This is a genomic window from Pseudonocardia sp. Ae331_Ps2 (assembly GCF_001932405.1).
Lineage (GTDB): Bacteria > Actinomycetota > Actinomycetes > Mycobacteriales > Pseudonocardiaceae > Pseudonocardia.
Genome location: NZ_MCIM01000001.1, coordinates 5,330,988 through 5,349,346 on the forward strand (window position 1 = coordinate 5,330,988; position 18,359 = coordinate 5,349,346).

At 73.5% G+C, this 18,359-nt stretch carries 17 protein-coding genes; 7 read left to right on the forward strand and 10 right to left on the reverse strand.

Annotated features, from left to right (window positions below; all coding sequences use genetic code 11):
- Position 1 precedes the first annotated feature (1 nt).
- The 3 genes from Ae331Ps2_RS24945 to Ae331Ps2_RS24955 form a co-directional block, all read right to left on the reverse strand.
- Positions 2-1,870, reverse strand: coding sequence for an ABC transporter ATP-binding protein (locus tag Ae331Ps2_RS24945; RefSeq protein ID WP_233147766.1), 1,869 nt, complete (start codon positions 1,868-1,870; stop codon positions 2-4).
- Between the two features lie 199 nt (positions 1,871-2,069).
- A complete protein-coding gene (locus Ae331Ps2_RS24950) occupies positions 2,070-2,279 on the reverse strand; it encodes a helix-turn-helix domain-containing protein (RefSeq protein ID WP_010240451.1) in 210 nt (69 codons plus the stop codon).
- A gap of 301 nt (positions 2,280-2,580) precedes the next feature.
- On the reverse strand, positions 2,581-4,203 hold the full coding sequence (locus Ae331Ps2_RS24955) for an ABC-F family ATP-binding cassette domain-containing protein (protein WP_020625428.1): 1,623 nt from the start codon (positions 4,201-4,203) through the stop codon (positions 2,581-2,583).
- A 149-nt stretch (positions 4,204-4,352) separates the two neighbouring features.
- Here Ae331Ps2_RS24955 and Ae331Ps2_RS24960 point away from each other — a divergent pair, with 149 nt between their 5' ends.
- From Ae331Ps2_RS24960 to Ae331Ps2_RS24980, 5 genes are all read left to right on the forward strand, one after another.
- Complete coding sequence (locus tag Ae331Ps2_RS24960; RefSeq protein WP_075306153.1) at positions 4,353-5,144, forward strand: SDR family oxidoreductase; 792 nt, start codon at positions 4,353-4,355, stop codon at positions 5,142-5,144.
- The gene (locus Ae331Ps2_RS33595) at positions 5,141-6,577 is read left to right on the forward strand and encodes a lycopene cyclase family protein (RefSeq protein ID WP_075329800.1); all 1,437 of its coding nucleotides are present in this window, start codon (positions 5,141-5,143) and stop codon (positions 6,575-6,577) included. The genes Ae331Ps2_RS24960 and Ae331Ps2_RS33595 overlap by 4 nt, the downstream gene beginning before the upstream one ends.
- Before the next feature lie 109 nt (positions 6,578-6,686).
- Positions 6,687-7,136: a universal stress protein gene (locus tag Ae331Ps2_RS24970; protein ID WP_020624268.1), complete on the forward strand. Its 450-nt coding sequence runs from the start codon at positions 6,687-6,689 to the stop codon at positions 7,134-7,136.
- 4 nt (positions 7,137-7,140) lie between these two features.
- Complete coding sequence (locus Ae331Ps2_RS24975) at positions 7,141-8,181, forward strand: adenylate/guanylate cyclase domain-containing protein (RefSeq protein ID WP_198932182.1); 1,041 nt, start codon at positions 7,141-7,143, stop codon at positions 8,179-8,181.
- A gap of 71 nt (positions 8,182-8,252) precedes the next feature.
- A complete protein-coding gene (locus Ae331Ps2_RS24980; RefSeq protein WP_075306149.1) occupies positions 8,253-9,104 on the forward strand; it encodes an arylamine N-acetyltransferase in 852 nt (283 codons plus the stop codon).
- 61 nt (positions 9,105-9,165) lie between these two features.
- On the opposite strand, the gene Ae331Ps2_RS24985 is transcribed toward Ae331Ps2_RS24980, so the two are convergent.
- From Ae331Ps2_RS24985 to Ae331Ps2_RS25015, 7 genes are read right to left on the reverse strand one after another with little or no spacing between them, the layout of a single operon-like run.
- On the reverse strand, positions 9,166-9,579 hold the full coding sequence (locus Ae331Ps2_RS24985) for a metal-sulfur cluster assembly factor (protein WP_020624271.1): 414 nt from the start codon (positions 9,577-9,579) through the stop codon (positions 9,166-9,168).
- Positions 9,576-10,052, reverse strand: coding sequence for a Fe-S cluster assembly sulfur transfer protein SufU (sufU, locus tag Ae331Ps2_RS24990; RefSeq protein ID WP_075306147.1), 477 nt, complete (start codon positions 10,050-10,052; stop codon positions 9,576-9,578). Before sufU ends, Ae331Ps2_RS24985 begins: the two co-directional genes overlap by 4 nt.
- Before the next feature lies 1 nt (position 10,053).
- Complete coding sequence (locus Ae331Ps2_RS24995; protein ID WP_075306145.1) at positions 10,054-11,358, reverse strand: cysteine desulfurase; 1,305 nt, start codon at positions 11,356-11,358, stop codon at positions 10,054-10,056.
- Position 11,359: 1 nt separating this feature from the next.
- Positions 11,360-12,130: a Fe-S cluster assembly ATPase SufC gene (sufC, locus tag Ae331Ps2_RS25000; RefSeq protein WP_075306143.1), complete on the reverse strand. Its 771-nt coding sequence runs from the start codon at positions 12,128-12,130 to the stop codon at positions 11,360-11,362.
- 37 nt (positions 12,131-12,167) lie between these two features.
- Entirely contained in the window at positions 12,168-13,358 is a 1,191-nt protein-coding gene (gene sufD, locus Ae331Ps2_RS25005) for a Fe-S cluster assembly protein SufD (RefSeq protein ID WP_075306141.1), read from the reverse strand.
- Positions 13,355-14,791 (reverse strand): Fe-S cluster assembly protein SufB, encoded by a 1,437-nt coding sequence (sufB, locus tag Ae331Ps2_RS25010; protein WP_075306139.1) that lies wholly within the window; start codon positions 14,789-14,791, stop codon positions 13,355-13,357. The genes sufD and sufB overlap by 4 nt, the downstream gene beginning before the upstream one ends.
- Positions 14,788-15,600 carry a helix-turn-helix transcriptional regulator gene (locus tag Ae331Ps2_RS25015; protein ID WP_369804837.1) on the reverse strand — a complete coding sequence of 271 codons (813 nt, stop codon included), beginning with the start codon at positions 15,598-15,600 and terminating at the stop codon, positions 14,788-14,790. Before Ae331Ps2_RS25015 ends, sufB begins: the two co-directional genes overlap by 4 nt.
- 129 nt (positions 15,601-15,729) lie before the next feature.
- Here Ae331Ps2_RS25015 and mptB point away from each other — a divergent pair, with 129 nt between their 5' ends.
- Complete coding sequence (gene mptB / locus Ae331Ps2_RS25020; RefSeq protein WP_083695963.1) at positions 15,730-17,430, forward strand: polyprenol phosphomannose-dependent alpha 1,6 mannosyltransferase MptB; 1,701 nt, start codon at positions 15,730-15,732, stop codon at positions 17,428-17,430.
- Entirely contained in the window at positions 17,427-18,338 is a 912-nt protein-coding gene (locus tag Ae331Ps2_RS25025; protein ID WP_075306135.1) for an ABC transporter ATP-binding protein, read from the forward strand. Before mptB ends, Ae331Ps2_RS25025 begins: the two co-directional genes overlap by 4 nt.
- Positions 18,339-18,359: the final 21 nt, after the last annotated feature.

Consider the following 18,359-nt stretch of genomic DNA (forward strand, 5'->3'; position numbering starts at 1 on the left):
TTCAGCTCGCGGTCGCGGCCGGGAGGAACTGGGTGCGGTAGAGGGTGGCGTAGCGGCCGTCGGCGGCCAGCAGCTCGTCGTGGGTGCCGGACTCGACGACCCGACCGCCCTCCAGCACCGCGATCCGGTCCGCCGCCCGCACGGTGGACAGCCGGTGCGCGATGACGATCGCGGTCCGCCCGACCAGCGCCTCGGCCAGTGCCTCCTGCACCGCGGCCTCGGACTCGGAGTCGAGGTGGGCGGTGGCCTCGTCGAGGATCACCACCCGCGGGCGGGCCAGCAGCAGCCGGGCGATGGTCAGGCGCTGGCGCTCGCCGCCGGAGAGCCGGTAGCCGCGCTCCCCCACCACCGTGTCGAGGCCGTCGGGCAGCGTGTCGAGCAGGTCGCCGAGCCGGGCGCGCCGCAACGCGTCGACCATCTCGTCGTCGGTGGCGGCGGGTGCGGCGTAGCGCAGGTTCCCGGCGATGGTGTCGTGGAACAGGTGCCCGTCCTGGGTGACCATGCCGACGGCACCGCGCAGCGTGGCGAACGACAGGTCCCGCACGTCCACCCCGGACAGCTCCACCGAGCCGGAGTCGACGTCGTAGAGCCGGGGGACCAGCGAGGCCAGCGTCGACTTCCCGGCCCCGGACGACCCGACCAGGGCCAGCAGGCCACCACCGTGGACCTGCAGGTCGACGCCGTGCAGCACCTCGGCATTGACCCGCTGGTCGAGCACCGCGACCTCCTCCAGCGAGGCCAGGGAGACGTCCGTGGCGCTGGGGTAGGTGAACCGGACCCCGCGCAGGGCCACGTCGACGGGGCCGTCGGGCAGCGGGGCCGGATCGGGCCGCTCGGTCAGCATCGGGCGCAGGTCCAGCACCTCGAAGACCCGCTCGAAGGCGACCAACGCGGTCATGACGTCGACGCGGGCGTTGGCCAGCGCCGTCATCGGGGTGTAGAGCCTGCTCAGCAGCAGCCCGAGCGCGACGACCGTGCCCGCCGGAATCGACCCGGTCACCGCGAGGTAGCCGCCGAGACCGTAGATCATGGCCTGGGCCAGCGCGGACACCAGCTGGAGCGCGGTGACGAACAGCCGCGACACCATCGCCGACCGGACACCGATGTCGCGCACCCGCGACACCTGGCCGCGGAAGACGGCGGCCTCGGAGTCGGGGTCGCCGAACAGCTTCACCAGCGTGGCGCCGGGTGCGGAGAACCGCTCGGTCATCTGGTTGCCCATGGTGGCGTTGAGCTCAGCGGCCTCGCGGCGCAGCTCGGCGAGCCAGGTCCCCATCCGCCGGGCCGGGAGCACGAACACCGGCAGCAGCAGCATCGCCAGGACGGTGACCTGCCAGGCCAGCCCGATCATGACCGCGACGGCCAGCACGAGCTGGATGCTGTTGGACAGCACGGTGGACAGGGTGCCGGTGATGGCGGTCTGGGCGCCGATCACGTCGTTGTTGAGCCTGCTGACCAGCGCCCCGGTCCGGGTGCGGGAGAAGAACGCCAGCGGCATCGACTGGACGTGGCGGAACACCGCCACCCGCAGGTCCTCGATCAGGCCCTCACCGAGCCGCGCGGAGAACCAGCGTCCGGTGAGCCCGACCACCGCCTCCAGGACGGCCATCCCGGCGATCGCCCCGGCGATCACCATCACGACGCGGGCGGCGTCGGGCAGGTCGTTCGCCGCGACGATCGTGTTGACCACGCGGCCGGCCAGCACCGGCGTGGCGACCCCGATCACCGCGGTGACGGTGGTCAGGGCCAGGTAGGACAACAGCCAGCGGCGGTAGGGCCGGACGAAGCCCCAGATCCGGGGCCAGGTGCCCCGCGCGATGGAGCCACGGCGGATGGACGTCGAGTCCGCCCCCCGGATGACCCCGCGCATCAGGGTGAGCGGGCGATCCAACGGTGTTCCCCTTCGCCGGTGGTGGACGGCGAGGGTTCACGTTACGGCGCGCACGGCGGGCGGGCGCGGCGATCACGCGCCCGGCGGCCCGGGGCCCGGGCACACGACCGACCCCGGACACACGACGACGCCGCCCCGGGCCCGTTCCTCGACCCGGTCGGCGGCGCCGACGAGAGAGCTACTTCTTCTTGGTGCGGGTGGCGCCGCCGCGCCCGCGCAGCGTCACACCCGTCTCGGACAGGACCCGGTGGACGAATCCGTACGACCGCCCGGTCTGCTCGGCCAGCGAACGGATGCTGGCGCCCTTCTCGTACTTCTTCTTCAGGTCGGCGGCGAGTTTGCCCCGCTGCGTCCCGGTGATCCGGGCGCCCTTCTTCAGCTCGGCCATCGGCCCTCCTCATCCCCTCCGCGGATGCCCCCGCGGATCGCCGCATCAGCCGCGACGATCAGGTCATGATGATCCAGTTGACGATTTATGACCAGACCGCGGAAAACGCGATCGGCGAACGGTTACCCCGAACGGCTCAGCACCGCGAGCACCGTTCGACGGCGCCGTCCGTCGGGTGGCGCAACGAACCACCCGTCGGGACCGGCCGAGGAGGTCGCCGCGGCCGCCCGCGACACGTGCCGGACACGTCCGATGATCGTGGTGGTCCGGTCGGGTGATCACCGCGGCGTGCGGTGACCGGTCAGGCGAGCTGGACCAGTTCCAGGTAGTCGGCCGACCAGTGGTCCTCGGTGCCGTCGGGCAGCACGATCACCCGGTCCGGCTCCAGCGCCTCGACCGCGCCCGGGTCGTGGGTGACGAGCACGACGGCCCCCTCGAAGCGGCGCAGCGCGTCGAGCACCTGCTCGCGGCTGGCCGGATCCAGGTTGTTGGTCGGCTCGTCGAGCAGCAGCACGTTCGCCGCCGAGGACACCAGCCCGGCCAGGGCGAGCCGGGTCCGCTCACCGCCGGACAGCGTCCCGGCGGGCTGCTCGAGCTGCTCCCCGGAGAACATGAACGACCCGAGCAGGGTCCGCAGCTGCTGCTCGGGGGCGTCCGGGCTGGCGTGGCGGATGTTGTCCCAGACCGAGGCGTCCATGTCGAGTGTGTCGTGCTCCTGGGCGAAGTAGCCCCGGCGCAGCCCGTGGCCGGGGACGACACCGCCCGAGTCGGACTCCTCGGTGCCGGCCAGGATCCGCAGCAGCGTCGTCTTCCCGGCGCCGTTGAAGCCCAGCACCACGACCTTCGACCCGCGGTCCACCGCGAGATCCACCCCGGTGAAGACCTCCAGCGACCCGTAGGCCTTGGACAGGTTCTCCGCGGTGAGCGGGGTCCGCCCGCAGGGCGCCGGGGTCGGGAACCGGATGTGCGCGACGCGGTCGGCCTGACGCTCGTCGTCCAGGCCGGCGAGCAGTGCGTCGGCGCGGCGGGCCATGTTCTTCGCCGCGACGGCCTTGGTGGCCTTCGCACCCATCTTCGCGGCCTGCACGTGCAGTGCGGACGCCTTCTTCTCGGCGTTGGCCCGCTCGCGGCGACGACGCTTCTCGTCGGTGGCGCGCGCCTCCAGGTACCGCTTCCAGTCCATGTTGTACTGGTCCGCCTCGCCGCGGGTGGCGTCGAGGAACCACACCTTGTTCACGACCGCGGCCAGCAGCTCGGTGTCGTGGCTGATCACGACGAGCCCGCCCTCGTGCGACTGCAGGAACCCGCGCAGCCAGGTGATCGAGTCGGCGTCGAGGTGGTTGGTGGGCTCGTCGAGCAGCAGCGTGGTCGCCGACTGCGACCCGCCGTCGGAGGCCGCGAACAGGATCCGGGCAAGCTCCACGCGCCGACGCTGACCGCCCGACAGCGTCCGCATCGGCTGGGCGAGCACCCGCTCGGGCAGTCCCAGGTGGGTGCAGATCCGCGCGGCCTCGGACTCCGCGGCGTAGCCGCCGAGGGCGGAGAACCGCTCCTCGAGCCGGCCGTACTCGCGGATCGCCTTGTCGTTCGCGGCCGGGTCGGCCAGCTCGGCCATCGCCGTCTGCGCCTTCTCCATCTTCGCGAGCAGCACGTCCAGGCCGCGGGCCGAGAGCACCCGGTCCTTCGCCGTCACCGACAGGTCGCCCTCGCGCGGGTCCTGCGGCAGGTAGCCGACCGGGGAGTTCGCGGTCCGCTGCCCTGAGTACGGCTCGCCCTCACCGGCCAGCACCCGCATCGAGGTGGTCTTGCCCGCGCCGTTGCGCCCGACCAGACCGATCCGGTCGCCGGGCTGCACGCGCAGGGTCGCACCGGAGAGCAGGATGCGGGACCCGGCACGCAGTTCGAGGTCGGTCGTGGTGATCACGTGAAAGGGCTCCAGACGGAGGACGAGGAGTGACGCTGAGAGGACCGGATGCGGGCACACCTGTGCCCGGGAGCCGGTCTACTCGATCAGGATCACGCGGCCAGCCTACCGGCCGGGTCCACGGTGTTTCCCACGTAGGGTCGTTCTCCATGACCGATCTCACCTCCCTGGCCGGTCGGGCGGCACTGGTCACCGGCGCCTCACGGGGCATCGGCCACGGCGTCGCGGCCGCGCTGCTGGCGCGCGGCGCGTCGGTGACGATCACCGGGCGGCACGCCCCCGAGCTCGACGCGGCGGCGGCCGGTCTCGCGGCAGCCGCGGGTGTCGACGCCGGCCGGGTGCTGGCCGTCGCCGGCAACGCCGGGGACGCGGCGCACCGGGCCGCCGCGGCGGAGGCCACGGTGGCGGCGTTCGGCTCGCTGGACGTGCTGGTCAACAACGCCGGGATCAACCCCCAGCACGGGCCGCTGGTCGAGGCCGACCTCGATGCCGTCCGCAAGATCCTCGACGTCAACGTCGTCGCCGCGCTCGGGTTCGTCCAGCAGGCGCACCGGGTCTGGATGGGCGCGCACGGCGGCGCGGTCGTCAACGTCGCCTCGGTCGCGGCGCTGCGCGCCACCGGCGTCATCGGCGCCTACGGGGCGTCGAAGGCGGCGCTGCTCACCCTGACCGAGGAGCTGGCGGGCCAGCTCGGCCCCGACATCCGGGTCAACGCCGTCGCCCCCGCCGTGGTGCGGACGCGGTTCGCCGAGGCGCTCTACGCCCGGGACGAGGCGTCGGTCGTGGCGGGTTACCCGCTGGGGCGCATCGGGGAGCCGGCGGACGTCGCCGAGGCGGTCGCGTTCCTCGTCTCCGACGCCGCGTCCTGGGTCACCGGCGCCACCCTGCGGATCGACGGCGGCAGCCTGTCCGCCGGGCGGCACCGGCAGGACCCGCGGTGACCGGGACGGCCGGCGGGGCCGCGGCGCCGCAGCCCTCGGGCACGACAGCGCAGCCCTCGGGTGCCTCCGGGCCGACGGTGGCCGACGTGCTGGTGCTCGGCGGCGGGCTGGCCGGGCGTGCACTCGCCGCGGCGTGCGCGGAGGCCGGGCTGCGCACCGTGCTCGCCGATCCCGCCCCGGAGCGGGCGTGGACGGCGACCTACTGCGCGTGGCCCGAGGAGCTGCCGCCGCACCTGCCGGCCACGACGGTCGCGGCCCGGCCGGCGGCGGTGGCCGTGCTGCCCGGCGGCGGCAGGCGCGCGCTGGGCCCGTACGCGGTGCTGGACACCGCCGGGCTGCGCGCCCACCTCGACGCCCGGCTCGCCGGGGTCACGGTGCTGCCCGGCCGCGCCGCCGCCGACGACGTCCGGCCCGACGGCCACCGGTACCGGGTGCGGCTGCACGTCCCGGGCGACCGGGGCGGTGACGGCGGGAGCAGCGGCACCGACGCCGACGGCACCAGCGGCGACGGCAGCGGCAGCGGCAGCGGCAGCAGCAGCAGCAGCGGCAGCGGCAGCGGCAGCGGCAGCGGCAGCGGAGGCGGAGGCAGCGACACAGCACCGGGGGACGACGCGACGCAGGTCGTCGACGCGGCACTGGTCGTCGACGCGACGGGGGCGCCGTCGCGGCTGCGCCCCGGCCCGGCGGGCGGGACCGAGCAGACCGCCTGGGGGGTCGTCGTCGACGAGCGGGCGGCCGCACCGGTGGTGCGGCCCGGCGAGGCCGTCTTCATGGACTGGCGCTCCCCCGGCCCGCACCGGCCCGGGTGGACGGACTGGCCGACGTTCCTCTACGCCGTCCCCTACGGCGACGGCACCGTCCTGCTGGAGGAGACCTCCCTCGCGCGACGGCCGGGGCTGCCGCTGCCCGAGCTGCGCGACCGGCTCGCGGCCCGGCTCGCGGGGGCCGGCGTCACCGTGCCCGACGGCGCCCCCGTCGAGCGGGTGCGCTTCCCGGTCGACACCCCGCGCGGTCCGCGGCACCCCGTCGGGTTCGGGGCGGCGACCCCGCTGGTGCACCCGGCCACCGGGTTCAGCGTCGCCCCCGCGCTCGGGCTGGCCCCCCGGCTGGCCGCGGAGCTGGCCCGGCACCTGCCGCACGATCCCGCCGCCGCGACGACGGCGGCCCGGCGGCTGCTCTGGCCCCGGTCGGCCCGCGCGGTGCACCGGCTGCGCCGGCACGGGCTGCGCACCGTGCTGGAGATGCCGCCGCACCTCGTGCCGGACTTCTTCGACGCGTTCTTCGCCGGGCGCAGCGGACGCGCGTTCCTCACCGGCCGCGACGACCTGACCGGCACCCTCGCCGGAATGGCCGGGGTGTTCCGGGCCGCTCCGCCGGCCGTGCGTACGCGCATGCTGCGATCAGCTGCAGCATTCCACCCGAACGGGCGATGACGGGAGGGACTCGGGACAAGTTGATCGGATACAACGTAGTAACGTCGTCGCACGCGGTGACGCCGGCCGCATGCCCGGCGACGCGCGACCGTTCCCCCGGGAGGCACCTGTGTCCGCATACCAGACCATCGTCGTCGGCACCGACGGCTCGGCGACGTCGTTCCTGGCCGTCGAGCGCGCCGCCGGGGTGGCCGCCGACAGCGGCGCGAAGCTGGTCATCGTCTCCGCCTACACCCCGGCCAGCCGCGAGGACACCTCGGCCGCGGAGGACGCGCTGAAGGACGAGGCCTTCCTCGTCACCGGCTGGACCCCCGCCGAGGAGGCGCTGCGCGAGGCCGCCGACCGGGCCGCCGCCGTCGGCGCGAAGGACGTCTCGACCTTCGCCGAGGACGGCGCCCCGGTGGACGTGCTCCGCAAGGCCGTCAAGGAGCACCGCGCCGACCTCCTCGTGGTCGGCAACCGCGGTCTGAACACGTTCTCCGGGCGGCTGCTCGGCTCGGTGCCCGCCGACGCGACCCGCCGTGCCGGCGTGGACGTGCTCGTCGTGCACACCACGTGATCGCGTGAGGTCCGAGCCCGGGTCGTCCCGCCCCCTGCCCGATCCCGCCTCGATCGACTGGAGCGAGGTCGACGACGGGGCGCTGGACGAGCTCATCCTGGGCGTGCCCCGCGAGTTCACCCGCGACGAGCTGGTGGAGGCCGCGGGGCTCGACCCGGAGGAGTCGGGGCGGCTCTGGCGGGCGCTGGGGTTCACCGACTCCGAGCCGGGTGACCGCGTCTACACCCGGGCCGACCTCGAGGCCGCCCGGATGGTCACCCGGCTGAGCCGGGAGTGGCTGCCCGAGACGGTCGCCCGCGAGGCCGTCGCCCGGGCGCTCGCGCAGTCGATGTCCCGGCTCGCCGAGTGGCAGATCGGGATGCTCGCCCAGGTCGCCGCCGCGCACCTCGGGGAGCTGACCCCGCGCGACGCGGCGCGGCTCGCCGCCGAGGTGATCCCCGACCTGGAGGCGCTGCAGTCCTACGTGTGGCGGCGCCACCTCGCGGCGACGGCGTCGCGCTGGGTCGCCGGGGTGCAGCGCCGCGACGTCGCCGACATCGTCGCCGACACCTGGCCGCTGTCGGTCGGGTTCGCCGACATGGTCGGGTTCACCCGCACCACCCGCCGTCGCAGCATGGACGAGCTCAGCGAGATGATCGAACGTTTCGGGGCCGTGACCAACGAGGTCATCGCGAACGGCCGGGGCCGGGTGATCAAGACCGTCGGCGACGAGGTGCTCTTCGTGACCGAGCACCCCGCCGACGCGGCGGCCATCGCGCTCGGCCTGCGGGACCGGGTCCGGACCGAGCCGTCGCTGCCCCTGCTGCGGATCGGGCTCGCGCACGGCATGGTGCTCGCCCGCTACGGCGACGTCTACGGCGAGGTCGTCAACGTCGCGGCCCGGCTCACCTCCGAGGCGCGCCCGGACACGGTGCTCGTCGACAAGGAGATGTACGACGCGCTGCGCGACGACCCGCGCTTCGACCTGCGGCGGATCGCGACCCTGCACACGCGCGGCTACTCCCACCTGCGGGCCTGGGCGCTGCGCGGGGCCCGCGAACGCTGACCGTGTCGACCCGGTCGACCCGGTCGATTCAGTTGACCTGAACCCGGGTCGAGGTGACAGCCTCGATCACCATGACGAGCACGACGGGCAGCACGACGAGCACGGTGACCACCTCGGTCGCCGCCTACCTCGACCTCATCGGGGTCGACCGGGCGACACCGGACCGGGCGCTGCTCGACCGGCTCGTGACCGCGCACGTCGCGACCATCCCGTTCGAGAACCTCGACCCGTTCACCGGGGTCGAACCGCCGACCACCGCCGACGGTGTCGCGGCCAAGCTGGTGCACGGGCGGCGCGGCGGCTGGTGCTTCGAGCACAACCGGCTGCTGCACGACGCCCTGGCCGACCTCGGTCTGCGGGTGACCCCGCTGGTCGGGCGGGTCCGGCTGGGCCTGGCCGCCGAGGACCCGCCGACCGAGCGCACCCACCGGCTGACCCTCGTCGACACCGTGGAGGGCCGCTTCACCGTCGACGCCGGGTTCGGCTCGACGGTGCCGACCACCGCGCTGCGGCTCGTCGCCGGGCTGGAGCAGCCGACCCCGCAGGCTACCTACCGCTACGCCCGCGGCGACCACGGCAGCTGGGTCCTGCAGCGGCGCGGCGGCGACGGTGGCTGGGCCGACCAGTACACCTTCGACCTGGCCCCCGCACCGGACATCGACTTCGCGATGGGCTCCTGGTACCTGACCCACCACCCGGGGTCGCACTTCCGGACCGGGCTCGTCGCCGCGCGCACCACCCCGGAACGCCGGACCACCCTGGACGGGACCCGGCTCACCGTGCGCACCGCCGACCGCGCCGCGCAGCGGCACGACCTCGCCTCCCCCGCCCGGGTCCGGGACGCGCTGGAGACGCACTTCGGCATCGACACCGGCGGCGTCGCCGGGCTCGAGGGCCGGCTGCGGGAGGTCTACTTCCCGTGAGACGACGACGGGCCGGACCCCCGGATGTCGGGGATCCGGCCCGTCGGGTCGGTACGGGTCCTCAGACCCGGAAGCCGAGGGCGCGCAGCTGCTCGCGGCCGTCCTCGGTGATCTTCTCCGGGCCCCACGGCGGCATCCAGACCCAGTTGATCCGGACGTCGTCGACGAGGCCGCCGTCGGGACCGGCGGTGAGCGCGGAGCGGGTCTGCTCCTCGATCACGTCGGTCAGCGGGCAGGCCGCCGAGGTCAGCGTCATGTCGATGACTGCGGTACCGCCGTCCCGGTCGATGCCGTAGACGAGGCCGAGGTCGACGACGTTGATGCCCAGCTCGGGGTCGACGACGTCCTTCATCGCCTCCTCCAGGGCCTCCAGGGTCGCGCCGTCACCGGCGTCGGCCCGGGCGGGCGGCTCGGGCATGCCCGCCGCCCCGCGCACCACGTCCTCGGAGGTGCTCTGTTCGGTGGTCTCGCTCATGCCGGACTCCCCTCGGAGTTCTCGATGCTGGCGTCGGTGCGGCTCACCGCGTCCTTGAATGCCATCCAGCCCAGGAGAGCACACTTGACCCGCGCCGGGTACTTGGCGACGCCGGCGAAGGCCACGCCGTCGCCGATGACGTCCTCGTCGGGCTCGACCTTGCCGCGTCCCTGGGCCATCTCCTGGAACAAGGCCATGATCTTCCACGCCTCGCCGACCGACTTCCCGGCGACCAGGTCGTGCAGCACCGACACCGAGGCCTGGCTGATCGAGCAGCCCAGCGTCTCGTAGGAGACGTCGGTGACCACGGCACCCTCGGGACCGTCGTCGACCTTGACCCGCAGCGTGACCTCGTCCCCGCAGGTGGGGTTCACGTGGTGGGTCTCGGCGTCGTAGGGCTCGCGCAGCCCGGACCCGTGCGGGTCGCGGTAGTGGTCCAGGATGATCTCCTGGTACATCTGCTGCAGCTGCACGTCACACCGTCCCGAAGAACGTCTGGGCGGCGCGCACCCCGTCGGCCAGCGCGGTGACCTCGTCGAGCGTGTTGTACACCGCGAACGACGCGCGGGCGCTGGCCACGATGCCGAAACGCCGGTGCAGCGGCCACGCGCAGTGGTGACCCACGCGGATGGCGACGCCGGCGTCGTCGAGCACCTGGGACAGGTCGTGGGCGTGGATGCCGTCCACGACGAACGACACCGCTCCCCCGCGCTCGCCGGGCGTGGCCGGACCGACGATGCGCAGCCCGTCGATCGCCGACAGCTGCTCGAGGGCGGCCGCGGTCAGCGACGCCTCGTGCGCGGCGACGGCGTCCATCCCGATCGCCTCGAGGTAGTCGACCGCGGCGCCGAGGCCGACGGCCTGCGACGTCATCGGCACCCCGGCCTCGAACCGCTGCGGGGGCGGGGCGTAGGTCGCGCCCTCCATCCGGACGGTCTCGATCATCGAGCCACCCGTGAGGAACGGCGGGAGCGCCTCCAGCAGCTCCCGGCGGCCGTAGAGGACGCCGACCCCGGACGGCCCGAGCATCTTGTGCCCGGAGAAGACCGCGAAGTCCACCCCGAGCCGGTGCAGGTCGACCGGCATGTGCGGCACCGACTGGCAGGCGTCGAGCACGGTGAGTGCCCCGACCGCGGCGGCGCGGGCCACCAGCTGTGCGACCGGCGCGACGGCACCGGTCACGTTCGACTGGTGGGTGAAGGCCACGACCCGCGTCCGGTCGGTCAGCTCGAGCGAGTCGAGGTCGATCCGGCCGTCGTCGGTGACCGAGTACCAGCGCAGGGTCGCGCCGGTCCGCCGGCACAGCTCCTGCCACGGGATGAGGTTCGCGTGGTGCTCCAGCTCGGTCACCACGATCTCGTCACCGGGGCCGAGCGCGAACCGCTCGGAGGCGGCGTCGAGCCCGGTCCGGACCGAGGCGTTGCCGAGGCCGTAGGCGACCAGGTTGACGCCCTCGGTCGCGTTCTTGACGAACACGACCTCGTCGTCGTTCGCACCGACGAACGCCGCGATGCGTGCCCGGGCGGACTCGTAGGCGTCGGTGGCCTCCTCGGCGAGCTGGTGCGCGCCCCGGTGGACAGCAGCGTTGTGCCGCTCCAGGAACGTGCGCTCGGCGTCGAGCACCTGGCGCGGCCGCTGGGAGGTCGCGCCGGAGTCGAGGTAGACCAGCGGCTTCTCCTCGCGCACGGTGCGCGCGAGGATCGGGAAGTCCGCCCGGATCCGGGCCACGGCGTCGGCGTCCAGGCCGGCCGTGGTCCCGGTTCCGTGGGTGAGGGTCATGTCAGACCGCTGCCTTGTCGGCCCGGGTGAACCGGACGTAGCCGTTCTTCTCGAGCTCGTCGGCCAGCTCCGGGCCGCCGGACTCGACGACGCGGCCGCCGGCGAACACGTGCACGCGGTCCGGCTTGATGTGGTTCAGGATCCGCGTGTAGTGCGTGATCAGCAGGACGCCGGTCTCGCCGCCGGAGCGGTACCGGTTCACGCCCTCGGACACGACGCGCAGGGCGTCGACGTCGAGGCCGGAGTCGGTCTCGTCGAGCACGGCGAACTTCGGCTTCAGCAGCTCGAGCTGGAGCACCTCGTGGCGCTTCTTCTCACCGCCGGAGAAGCCCTCGTTGACCGAGCGGTCGGCGAACTCCGGGGAGATGTCGAGGCCGGCCATGGCCTCCTTGACCTCCTTGACCCAGGTCCGCAGCTTCGGCGCCTCGCCGCGGGTGGCGGTGGCCGCCGAGCGCAGGAAGTTCGCCATCGACACGCCCGGGACCTCGACGGGGTACTGCATCGCCAGGAACAGCCCGGCGCGCGCCCGCTCGTCGACCGACATCTCCAGGACGTTCTCGCCGTCGAGGAGCACCTCGCCGCCGGTGACGGTGTACTTCGGGTGCCCGGCGATGGCGTAGGCCAGCGTGGACTTGCCGGAGCCGTTCGGCCCCATGATCGCGTGCGTCTCGCCCGCGCGGACGGTGAGGTTCACGCCGCGCAGGATCTCCTTGGGACCGTCCTCGGCCGTCTCGACCGAGGCGTGCAGGTCCTTGATCTCCAGAGTGGACATCTGTGGTGGTCGCTCCGTATTCGGGAAGGGTGTGGGATCAGACGCCGGTCAGGGCGAGCTCGGCCTCGACGGCCGCTTCCAGTCGCTCCTTGAGCTCCGGCAGCGTGATCTTGTTGAGGACCTCGCCGAAGAACCCGCGGACGACGAGGCGGCGGGCCTGGTCCTCGGGGATGCCGCGGCTGCGCAGGTAGAACAGCTGCTCGTCGTCGAACCGGCCGGTCGCGCTGGCGTGGCCGGCGCTCACGATCTCGCCGGTCTCGATCTCCAGGTTGGGCACGGAGTCGGCGCGGCAGTGCTCGGTGAGCACCAGGTTCCGGTTGAACTCGAAGGTCTCGGTGTTCTCCGCGGCGGCCCGGATCAGCACGTCGCCGATCCACACCACGTGCGAGGAGTCCTTCGTGAGGCTCTGCAGCGCGTTCTTGTAGAGCACGTTGGACTTGCAGTTCGGCACCGCATGGTCCACCAGCAGCCGCTGCTCCAGGTGCTGGCCGGCGTCGGTGAACCCGAGCCCGAGGAGCTCCGCGTCGCCGCCGGGGCCGGCGTAGCGCACGGTCGAGGAGACCCGGACCAGGTCGCCGCCGAGCTGCACGGTCGTCCCGCGCAGCGTGGCGTCGCGGCCGACCGAGTAGTGCTCGGCGCCCACGTGCACGGCGTCGTCGGCCCACTCCTCGGTGACGACCAGGGTCAGGTGCGAGCCGTCGGCGAGCACGACCTCGGTGTTGTCGGCCAGCACGCCCGAGCCCCGGTGCACGACGACGACCGTCGCCTGCGTGTGCGGGGTGGTGCGGATGTGCAGGTGGCCGGCCGCGGAGACTCCCTCGCCGGGGCCCTCCACGGTGATCGTGACCGGCTCCACCTTCTCGCCGTCCAGGGTCACCACGGTGGCCTCGGCGAAGCCGGACCACGCGGCGGCGGCGACCCGGTCGAAGGGCGTGCCGCCCTCACCGAGACGGGCGTCGTCGCGGCCGACGGTCTCCACCGTGACCCCCGCGGCCTCGGTGACCGTGACCACGGGCGAGCCCTGCAGGTCGGCCGACCCGTCGTGCAGGCCCTTGAGGCGCCGCAGCGGGGTGAACCGCCAGTTCTCCTCGCGGCCCCCGGGGCCCTCGAACGCCTCCACGTCGAAGGACTGGAAGCGCTCACCGGCCGAGGCGATCGGGACCTCGCCCTGCCCCTCCTTGGCGCCCTCCAGCTCGGGCGCGAGGCCGGCAACGTCACTCGTCGTCATCCGACGGAACCCTCCATCTGCAGCTCGATCAGCCGGTTCAGCTCCAGCGCGTACTCCATCGGCAGCTCGCGCGCGATGGGCTCGACGAACCCGCGCACGACCATGGCCATGGCCTCGTCCTCGGTCAGACCGCGGCTCATCAGGTAGAAGAGCTGGTCGTCGGAGACCTTGGAGACGGTGGCCTCGTGCCCCATCGACACGTCGTCGTTGCGGATGTCGACGTAGGGGTAGGTGTCGGAGCGGGAGATCGTGTCGACCAGCAGCGCGTCGCACTTCACCGTGGACCGGGAGTTGCGTGCGCGCGGGTTGACCTGGATCAGGCCGCGGTAGGACGTACGGCCGCCGCCACGCGCCACCGACTTCGACACGATCGTCGAGGAGGTGTTGGGCGCGAGGTGGACCATCTTGGCGCCGGCGTCCTGGTGCTGGCCCTCGCCCGCGAACGCGATCGAGAGGACCTCGCCCTTGGCGTGCTCGCCCATCAGCCACACGGCCGGGTACTTCATGGTCACCTTGGAGCCGAGGTTGCCGTCGACCCACTCCATGGTCGCGCCCTCCTCGGCCTTGGCGCGCTTGGTGACCAGGTTGTAGACGTTGTTCGACCAGTTCTGGATCGTGGTGTAGCGGCAGCGGCCGCCCTTCTTGACCACGATCTCGACGACGGCCGAGTGCAGCGAGTCGGTCTTGTAGATCGGCGCGGTACAGCCCTCGACGTAGTGCACGTAGGCACCCTCGTCGACGATGATCAGCGTCCGCTCGAACTGGCCCATGTTCTCGGTGTTGATCCGGAAGTAGGCCTGCAGCGGGATGTCGACGTGCACACCCGGCGGGACGTAGATGAACGAGCCGCCGGACCAGACCGCGGAGTTCAGGGCGGAGAACTTGTTGTCACCGGACGGGATGACCGAGCCGAAGTACTCCCGGAACAGCTCCGGGTGCTCCTTCAGCGCGGTGTCGGTGTCCAGGAAGATGACGCCCTGCTGCTCGAGGTCCTCGCGGATCGAGTGGTAGACGACCTCGGACTCGTACTGCGCGGCGACACCGGAGACCAGGCGGGCCTTCTCAGCCTCGGGGATCCCCAGCTTGTCGTAGGTGTTCTTGATGTCCTCGGGCAGGTCCTCCCAGGTGGCGGCCTGCTTCTCCGAGGAGCGCACGAAGTACTTGATGTTGTCGAAGTCGATCCCGGACAGGTCGGAGCCCCAGCGCGGCATCGGCTTCTTGCCGAAGATGTCGAGCGCCTTCTGCCGGAACTCCAGCATCCACTCGGGCTCGTTCTTCAGGCGGGAGATGTCGGCGACGACCTCGGAGGACAGGCCACGCTTCGCGATGGAGCCCGCCTCGTCGGAGTCGGCCCAGCCGAAGTCGTACCGGCCGAGCGCCGCGATCGTCTCCTCCTGCGTGAGCTCGGTGCGCACATCAGGAGTGGTCGTCATAAGGACTGCCTCCCTTTCGGGGACCGTGGTGGTGGGAGCTGCGCGGTACCCGCGGCTCCCCTGTCCCGTACCCGCGCGAGGAGTTCGGGATCCTCGAGCGGCACGTGTGTGGTGCACGCGGCGTCGCCGCGGGCGATCGTGGCCAACCGCTGCACGTGCGTGCCCAGCAGATCGGCGAAGGCACGCGTCTCGGCCTCGCAGAGCTCCGGGAACTCGGTGGCCACGTGGGCGACCGGGCAGTGGTGCTGGCACAGCTGCACCCCGAACCCGCCGCGCCGGGTCTGTGCGGCGTAGCCGCGGGCGCTGAGCACCCGGGCGAGCGCCTCGACCCGCTCCGCGGGCTCCGCCGGAGCGGTCACCGCGTCGAGGTCGGACCCGAGCAGCTCGCGCACCCGGTGCCGGGCGAAGGCGTCGACCGCCTCCTCCCCCGCCGTGTCGGCGAGGAAGCGCAGAGCCTGGGTGGCCAGGTCGTCGTACCCGTGCCCGAACCGGACCCGGCCCGTGTCGGTGAGCAGGTACTCCCGGGCCGGACGACCCCGGCCCCGCGGCCGGGCGGACCGGGCCGGGGCCCGGGCCTCCGCCTCGCCGTCGACGATCAGCGCGTCGAGGTGCCGGCGCACGGCGGCCTCGGTGAGCTCCAGCTCGGCCGCCACGACGGCGGCCGTGACCGGACCCTGCTCCATGAGCACCCGCGCCACGAGGGCACGGGTACCCGTCCCGGATCCGGCGGGCACCACGGCGTCGCCCGCGACGCCGTGCCCGCAGGCAGGGTCGTCGAGGCGCCGCGGCGCTGTCCGGTCCGTTTTCACAACACCAGTGTTGCGTATATCGGTCGGCACGGCAAAACAGGCCCCCCGCCGCGGTGACCGGGCTCACTCCACCCGCAGGTGAGGGCCGGTACCGGACCCCCCGCGGCGGCACCACTAGCCTCTTCTCCCATGGTGACGCCCGAGGTCGCCCCGCCCGGGCGCGACGACCCCCCGACGCGTGCGGCGCCGTCCGATCCCCCCGCCGCACCGCCGTCGACCGGCCACCGGGCCCGGCGCGGCCTGCGCGAGCAGGCCCGGATCGCGCGGATCCTCGGCCTGATCGGCGCGCTCCTGATGGGGATCAGCGCACTGGGTTCCGGGGCGTTCCCGGTGCCGAACCCGCTGAACGGGCTGCGCGTGATCGGGCTGCCCGCGCGCAACGTCACCCTGGCCATCGCCGTCACCTACGCGGGCCTGCTGATGGTGGTCACCGCCTGGCTGTGGATCGCCCGGATGCTCACCACCCGCGGGGCGCGGCACCCCGCGCCCGAGCGTCGCGAGCTCGGCCGCACCGCGATCCTGTGGGGGGTGCCGCTGGCCCTGGCGCCGCCGATGTTCTCCAAGGACATCTACAGCTACCTCGCCCAGAGCGCGACGCTCGCCCGCGGGATCGACCCGTACTCGATCGGCCCGGCGCAGGCGCTCGGCATCGACGACCCGCTGGTCCGCGGCATCCCCACGGTCTGGCGCGACACCCCGGCGCCCTACGGCCCGCTGTTCCTCGGCCTGGGGCGCGGGATCACCGCGCTGTCCGGGGACAACGTCGTCCTCGGGATCCTCGAACACCGGCTGCTGGCGCTCGCCGGGGTCGCCCTGCTGGTGTGGGTGCTGCCGCGGCTCGCGTCGCGCTTCGACCTCGATGCCGGGCTGGTCCTGTGGCTCGGCGCGGCGAACCCGCTGGTGCTGTTCCACATGGTCAGCGGCATCCACAACGAGTCGATCATGCTGCCGCTGATGCTGCTCGGGCTCTGGGTGATGCTCGGCCGCGACGACACCGTGCAGCCCTGGTGGCGGATCACCGCCGGCGCCGCGCTGATCGTCGCCGCCGCCTCGGTGAAGCTCCCCGCGCTGCTCGCACTGGGGTTCGTCGGCGTGTACCTGGTCCGCAGGCGCGGCGGCAGGCTCGTCGACTGGGCCGTGACGACCGCGTGGCTGTCCGCGATCGCCGCCGCGGTGCTGACCTTCTTCAGCCTCGCCACCGGGCTGGGCTTCAACTGGGTGCGCGGGCTGTCGGCGCCCAGCGCGCTCATCTCCCCCATGTCGATCAGCACCAACCTCGGCCTGCTCGCCGGCCAGGTCGGCAGGCTCGCCGGGCTCGGTGACCACCTCGACACCACGATGGGCCTGATGCGCAGCCTGTTCGTGCTGCCGATCGTGGTCATCGTGGTCGCCCTGCTGCTGGGCTGCCTGCGCGGCACGGTCGACCCGGTCACCGGCACCGGTCTCGGGCTCGGCGCGGTCGTGCTGCTCGGCCCGGTCGTGCACCCGTGGTACCTGTTCTGGGCCCTGCTGCCGCTGGTCGTCACCCGGGCCATGCCGTTCTACCGCCGCGGCCTGCTGCTCCTGTCGGTGGTGCTGGCCCTGGTCGTGCCGCCCACCGGCGCCGACTTCTTCTTCCGCGGATTCCAGCTGCCGCTGGCGATCACCGCGGGCGCGGTCATGTACGCCCTCGCGCTGTACGTGGTCGCGCGGCTGATCCGCGCCCCCGGCGACGCGGCCGCCGACGGCCCCGACGACGCCGACGACGCCGACGACGCCGACGGCGCAGCCACCCCGGGCGACGCCCCCGCCGGGACCCGCGCGGCCTCGGACACGGAGCCCGCCCGGTGAGCGCCGCCCTGGAGATCCGCGGCCTCGTCGTGCGCTACGGCACCACGACCGCCGTCGACGGGATCGACCTCGACCTGGCCCGCGGCGAGGTCCTCGCCCTGCTCGGCCCGAACGGCGCCGGCAAGTCCTCGACCGTCGAGGTGTGCACCGGCTTCCGGGCGCCCTCGGCCGGGCGGGTGCGGGTACTCGGCCACGACCCGGCCGACGAGACCGTCCGCCCCCGCGTGGGCGTCATGCCGCAGGGCGGCGGCGCGTACCCGGCCGTGCGGACCGGGGAGATGCTGCACCTGGTCGCCGACTGCGCCGCGCACCCGCTCGACGTGGACATGCTCCTCGACGTGCTCGGGCTTCGACCGCGGGCGGGCACGCCGTACAAGCGGCTCTCCGGCGGGGAGCAGCAGCGCCTGGCGCTGGCCTGCGCCGTCGTCGGGCGCCCGGAGCTGGTGTTCCTCGACGAGCCGACCGCCGGTCTCGACCCGCAGGCCCGCCACCTGGTGTGGGACCTGGTGCGGGCGCTGCGCCGCGACGGCGTCGGGGTGCTGCTCACCACCCACCTGATGGACGAGGCCGAACAGCTCGCCGACGACGTCGTGATCATCGACCACGGCCGGGTCGTGGCGCACGGCTCGCCGGCGCAGCTGACCGCGGGCGACCAGACCGAGCTGCGCTTCCGGGCCCGGCCGGGGATGGACGTCGACGGTCTCGACGCCCGGCTGCCCGCCGGCTACGCCAGCTGCGAGACCTCCCCCGGCCGCTACCGGGTCCGCGGCCGGATCGACCCGGCCGCGCTCGCCGCCATCACCTCGTGGTGTGCCGACCAGGGCGTGCTCGCCGAGGACGTCCAGGTCGTGCGCCGCAGCCTGGAGGACGTCTTCCTCGACCTCACCGGACGGGAGCTGCGCTCGTGAGGACCCCGCCGACGGCCCCGC

Bases quoted from the DNA above. Each gene is read 5' to 3' on its own strand.
- sufC (WP_075306143.1), bottom strand. From the start codon at position 12,130: ATGTCCACTCTGGAGATCAAGGACCTGCACGCCTCGGTCGAGACGGCC.
- mptB (WP_083695963.1), top strand. From the start codon at position 15,730: ATGGTGACGCCCGAGGTCGCCCCGCCCGGGCGCGACGACCCCCCGACG.
- sufD (WP_075306141.1), bottom strand. From the start codon at position 13,358: ATGACGACGAGTGACGTTGCCGGCCTCGCGCCCGAGCTGGAGGGCGCC.
- Ae331Ps2_RS24980 (WP_075306149.1), top strand. From the start codon at position 8,253: ATGACGAGCACGACGGGCAGCACGACGAGCACGGTGACCACCTCGGTC.
- sufB (WP_075306139.1), bottom strand. From the start codon at position 14,791: ATGACGACCACTCCTGATGTGCGCACCGAGCTCACGCAGGAGGAGACG.
- Ae331Ps2_RS24960 (WP_075306153.1), top strand. From the start codon at position 4,353: ATGACCGATCTCACCTCCCTGGCCGGTCGGGCGGCACTGGTCACCGGC.
- Ae331Ps2_RS24950 (WP_010240451.1), bottom strand. From the start codon at position 2,279: ATGGCCGAGCTGAAGAAGGGCGCCCGGATCACCGGGACGCAGCGGGGC.
- Ae331Ps2_RS24985 (WP_020624271.1), bottom strand. From the start codon at position 9,579: ATGAGCGAGACCACCGAACAGAGCACCTCCGAGGACGTGGTGCGCGGG.
- Ae331Ps2_RS24995 (WP_075306145.1), bottom strand. From the start codon at position 11,358: ATGACCCTCACCCACGGAACCGGGACCACGGCCGGCCTGGACGCCGAC.
- Ae331Ps2_RS24945 (WP_233147766.1), bottom strand. From the start codon at position 1,870: ATGCGCGGGGTCATCCGGGGGGCGGACTCGACGTCCATCCGCCGTGGC.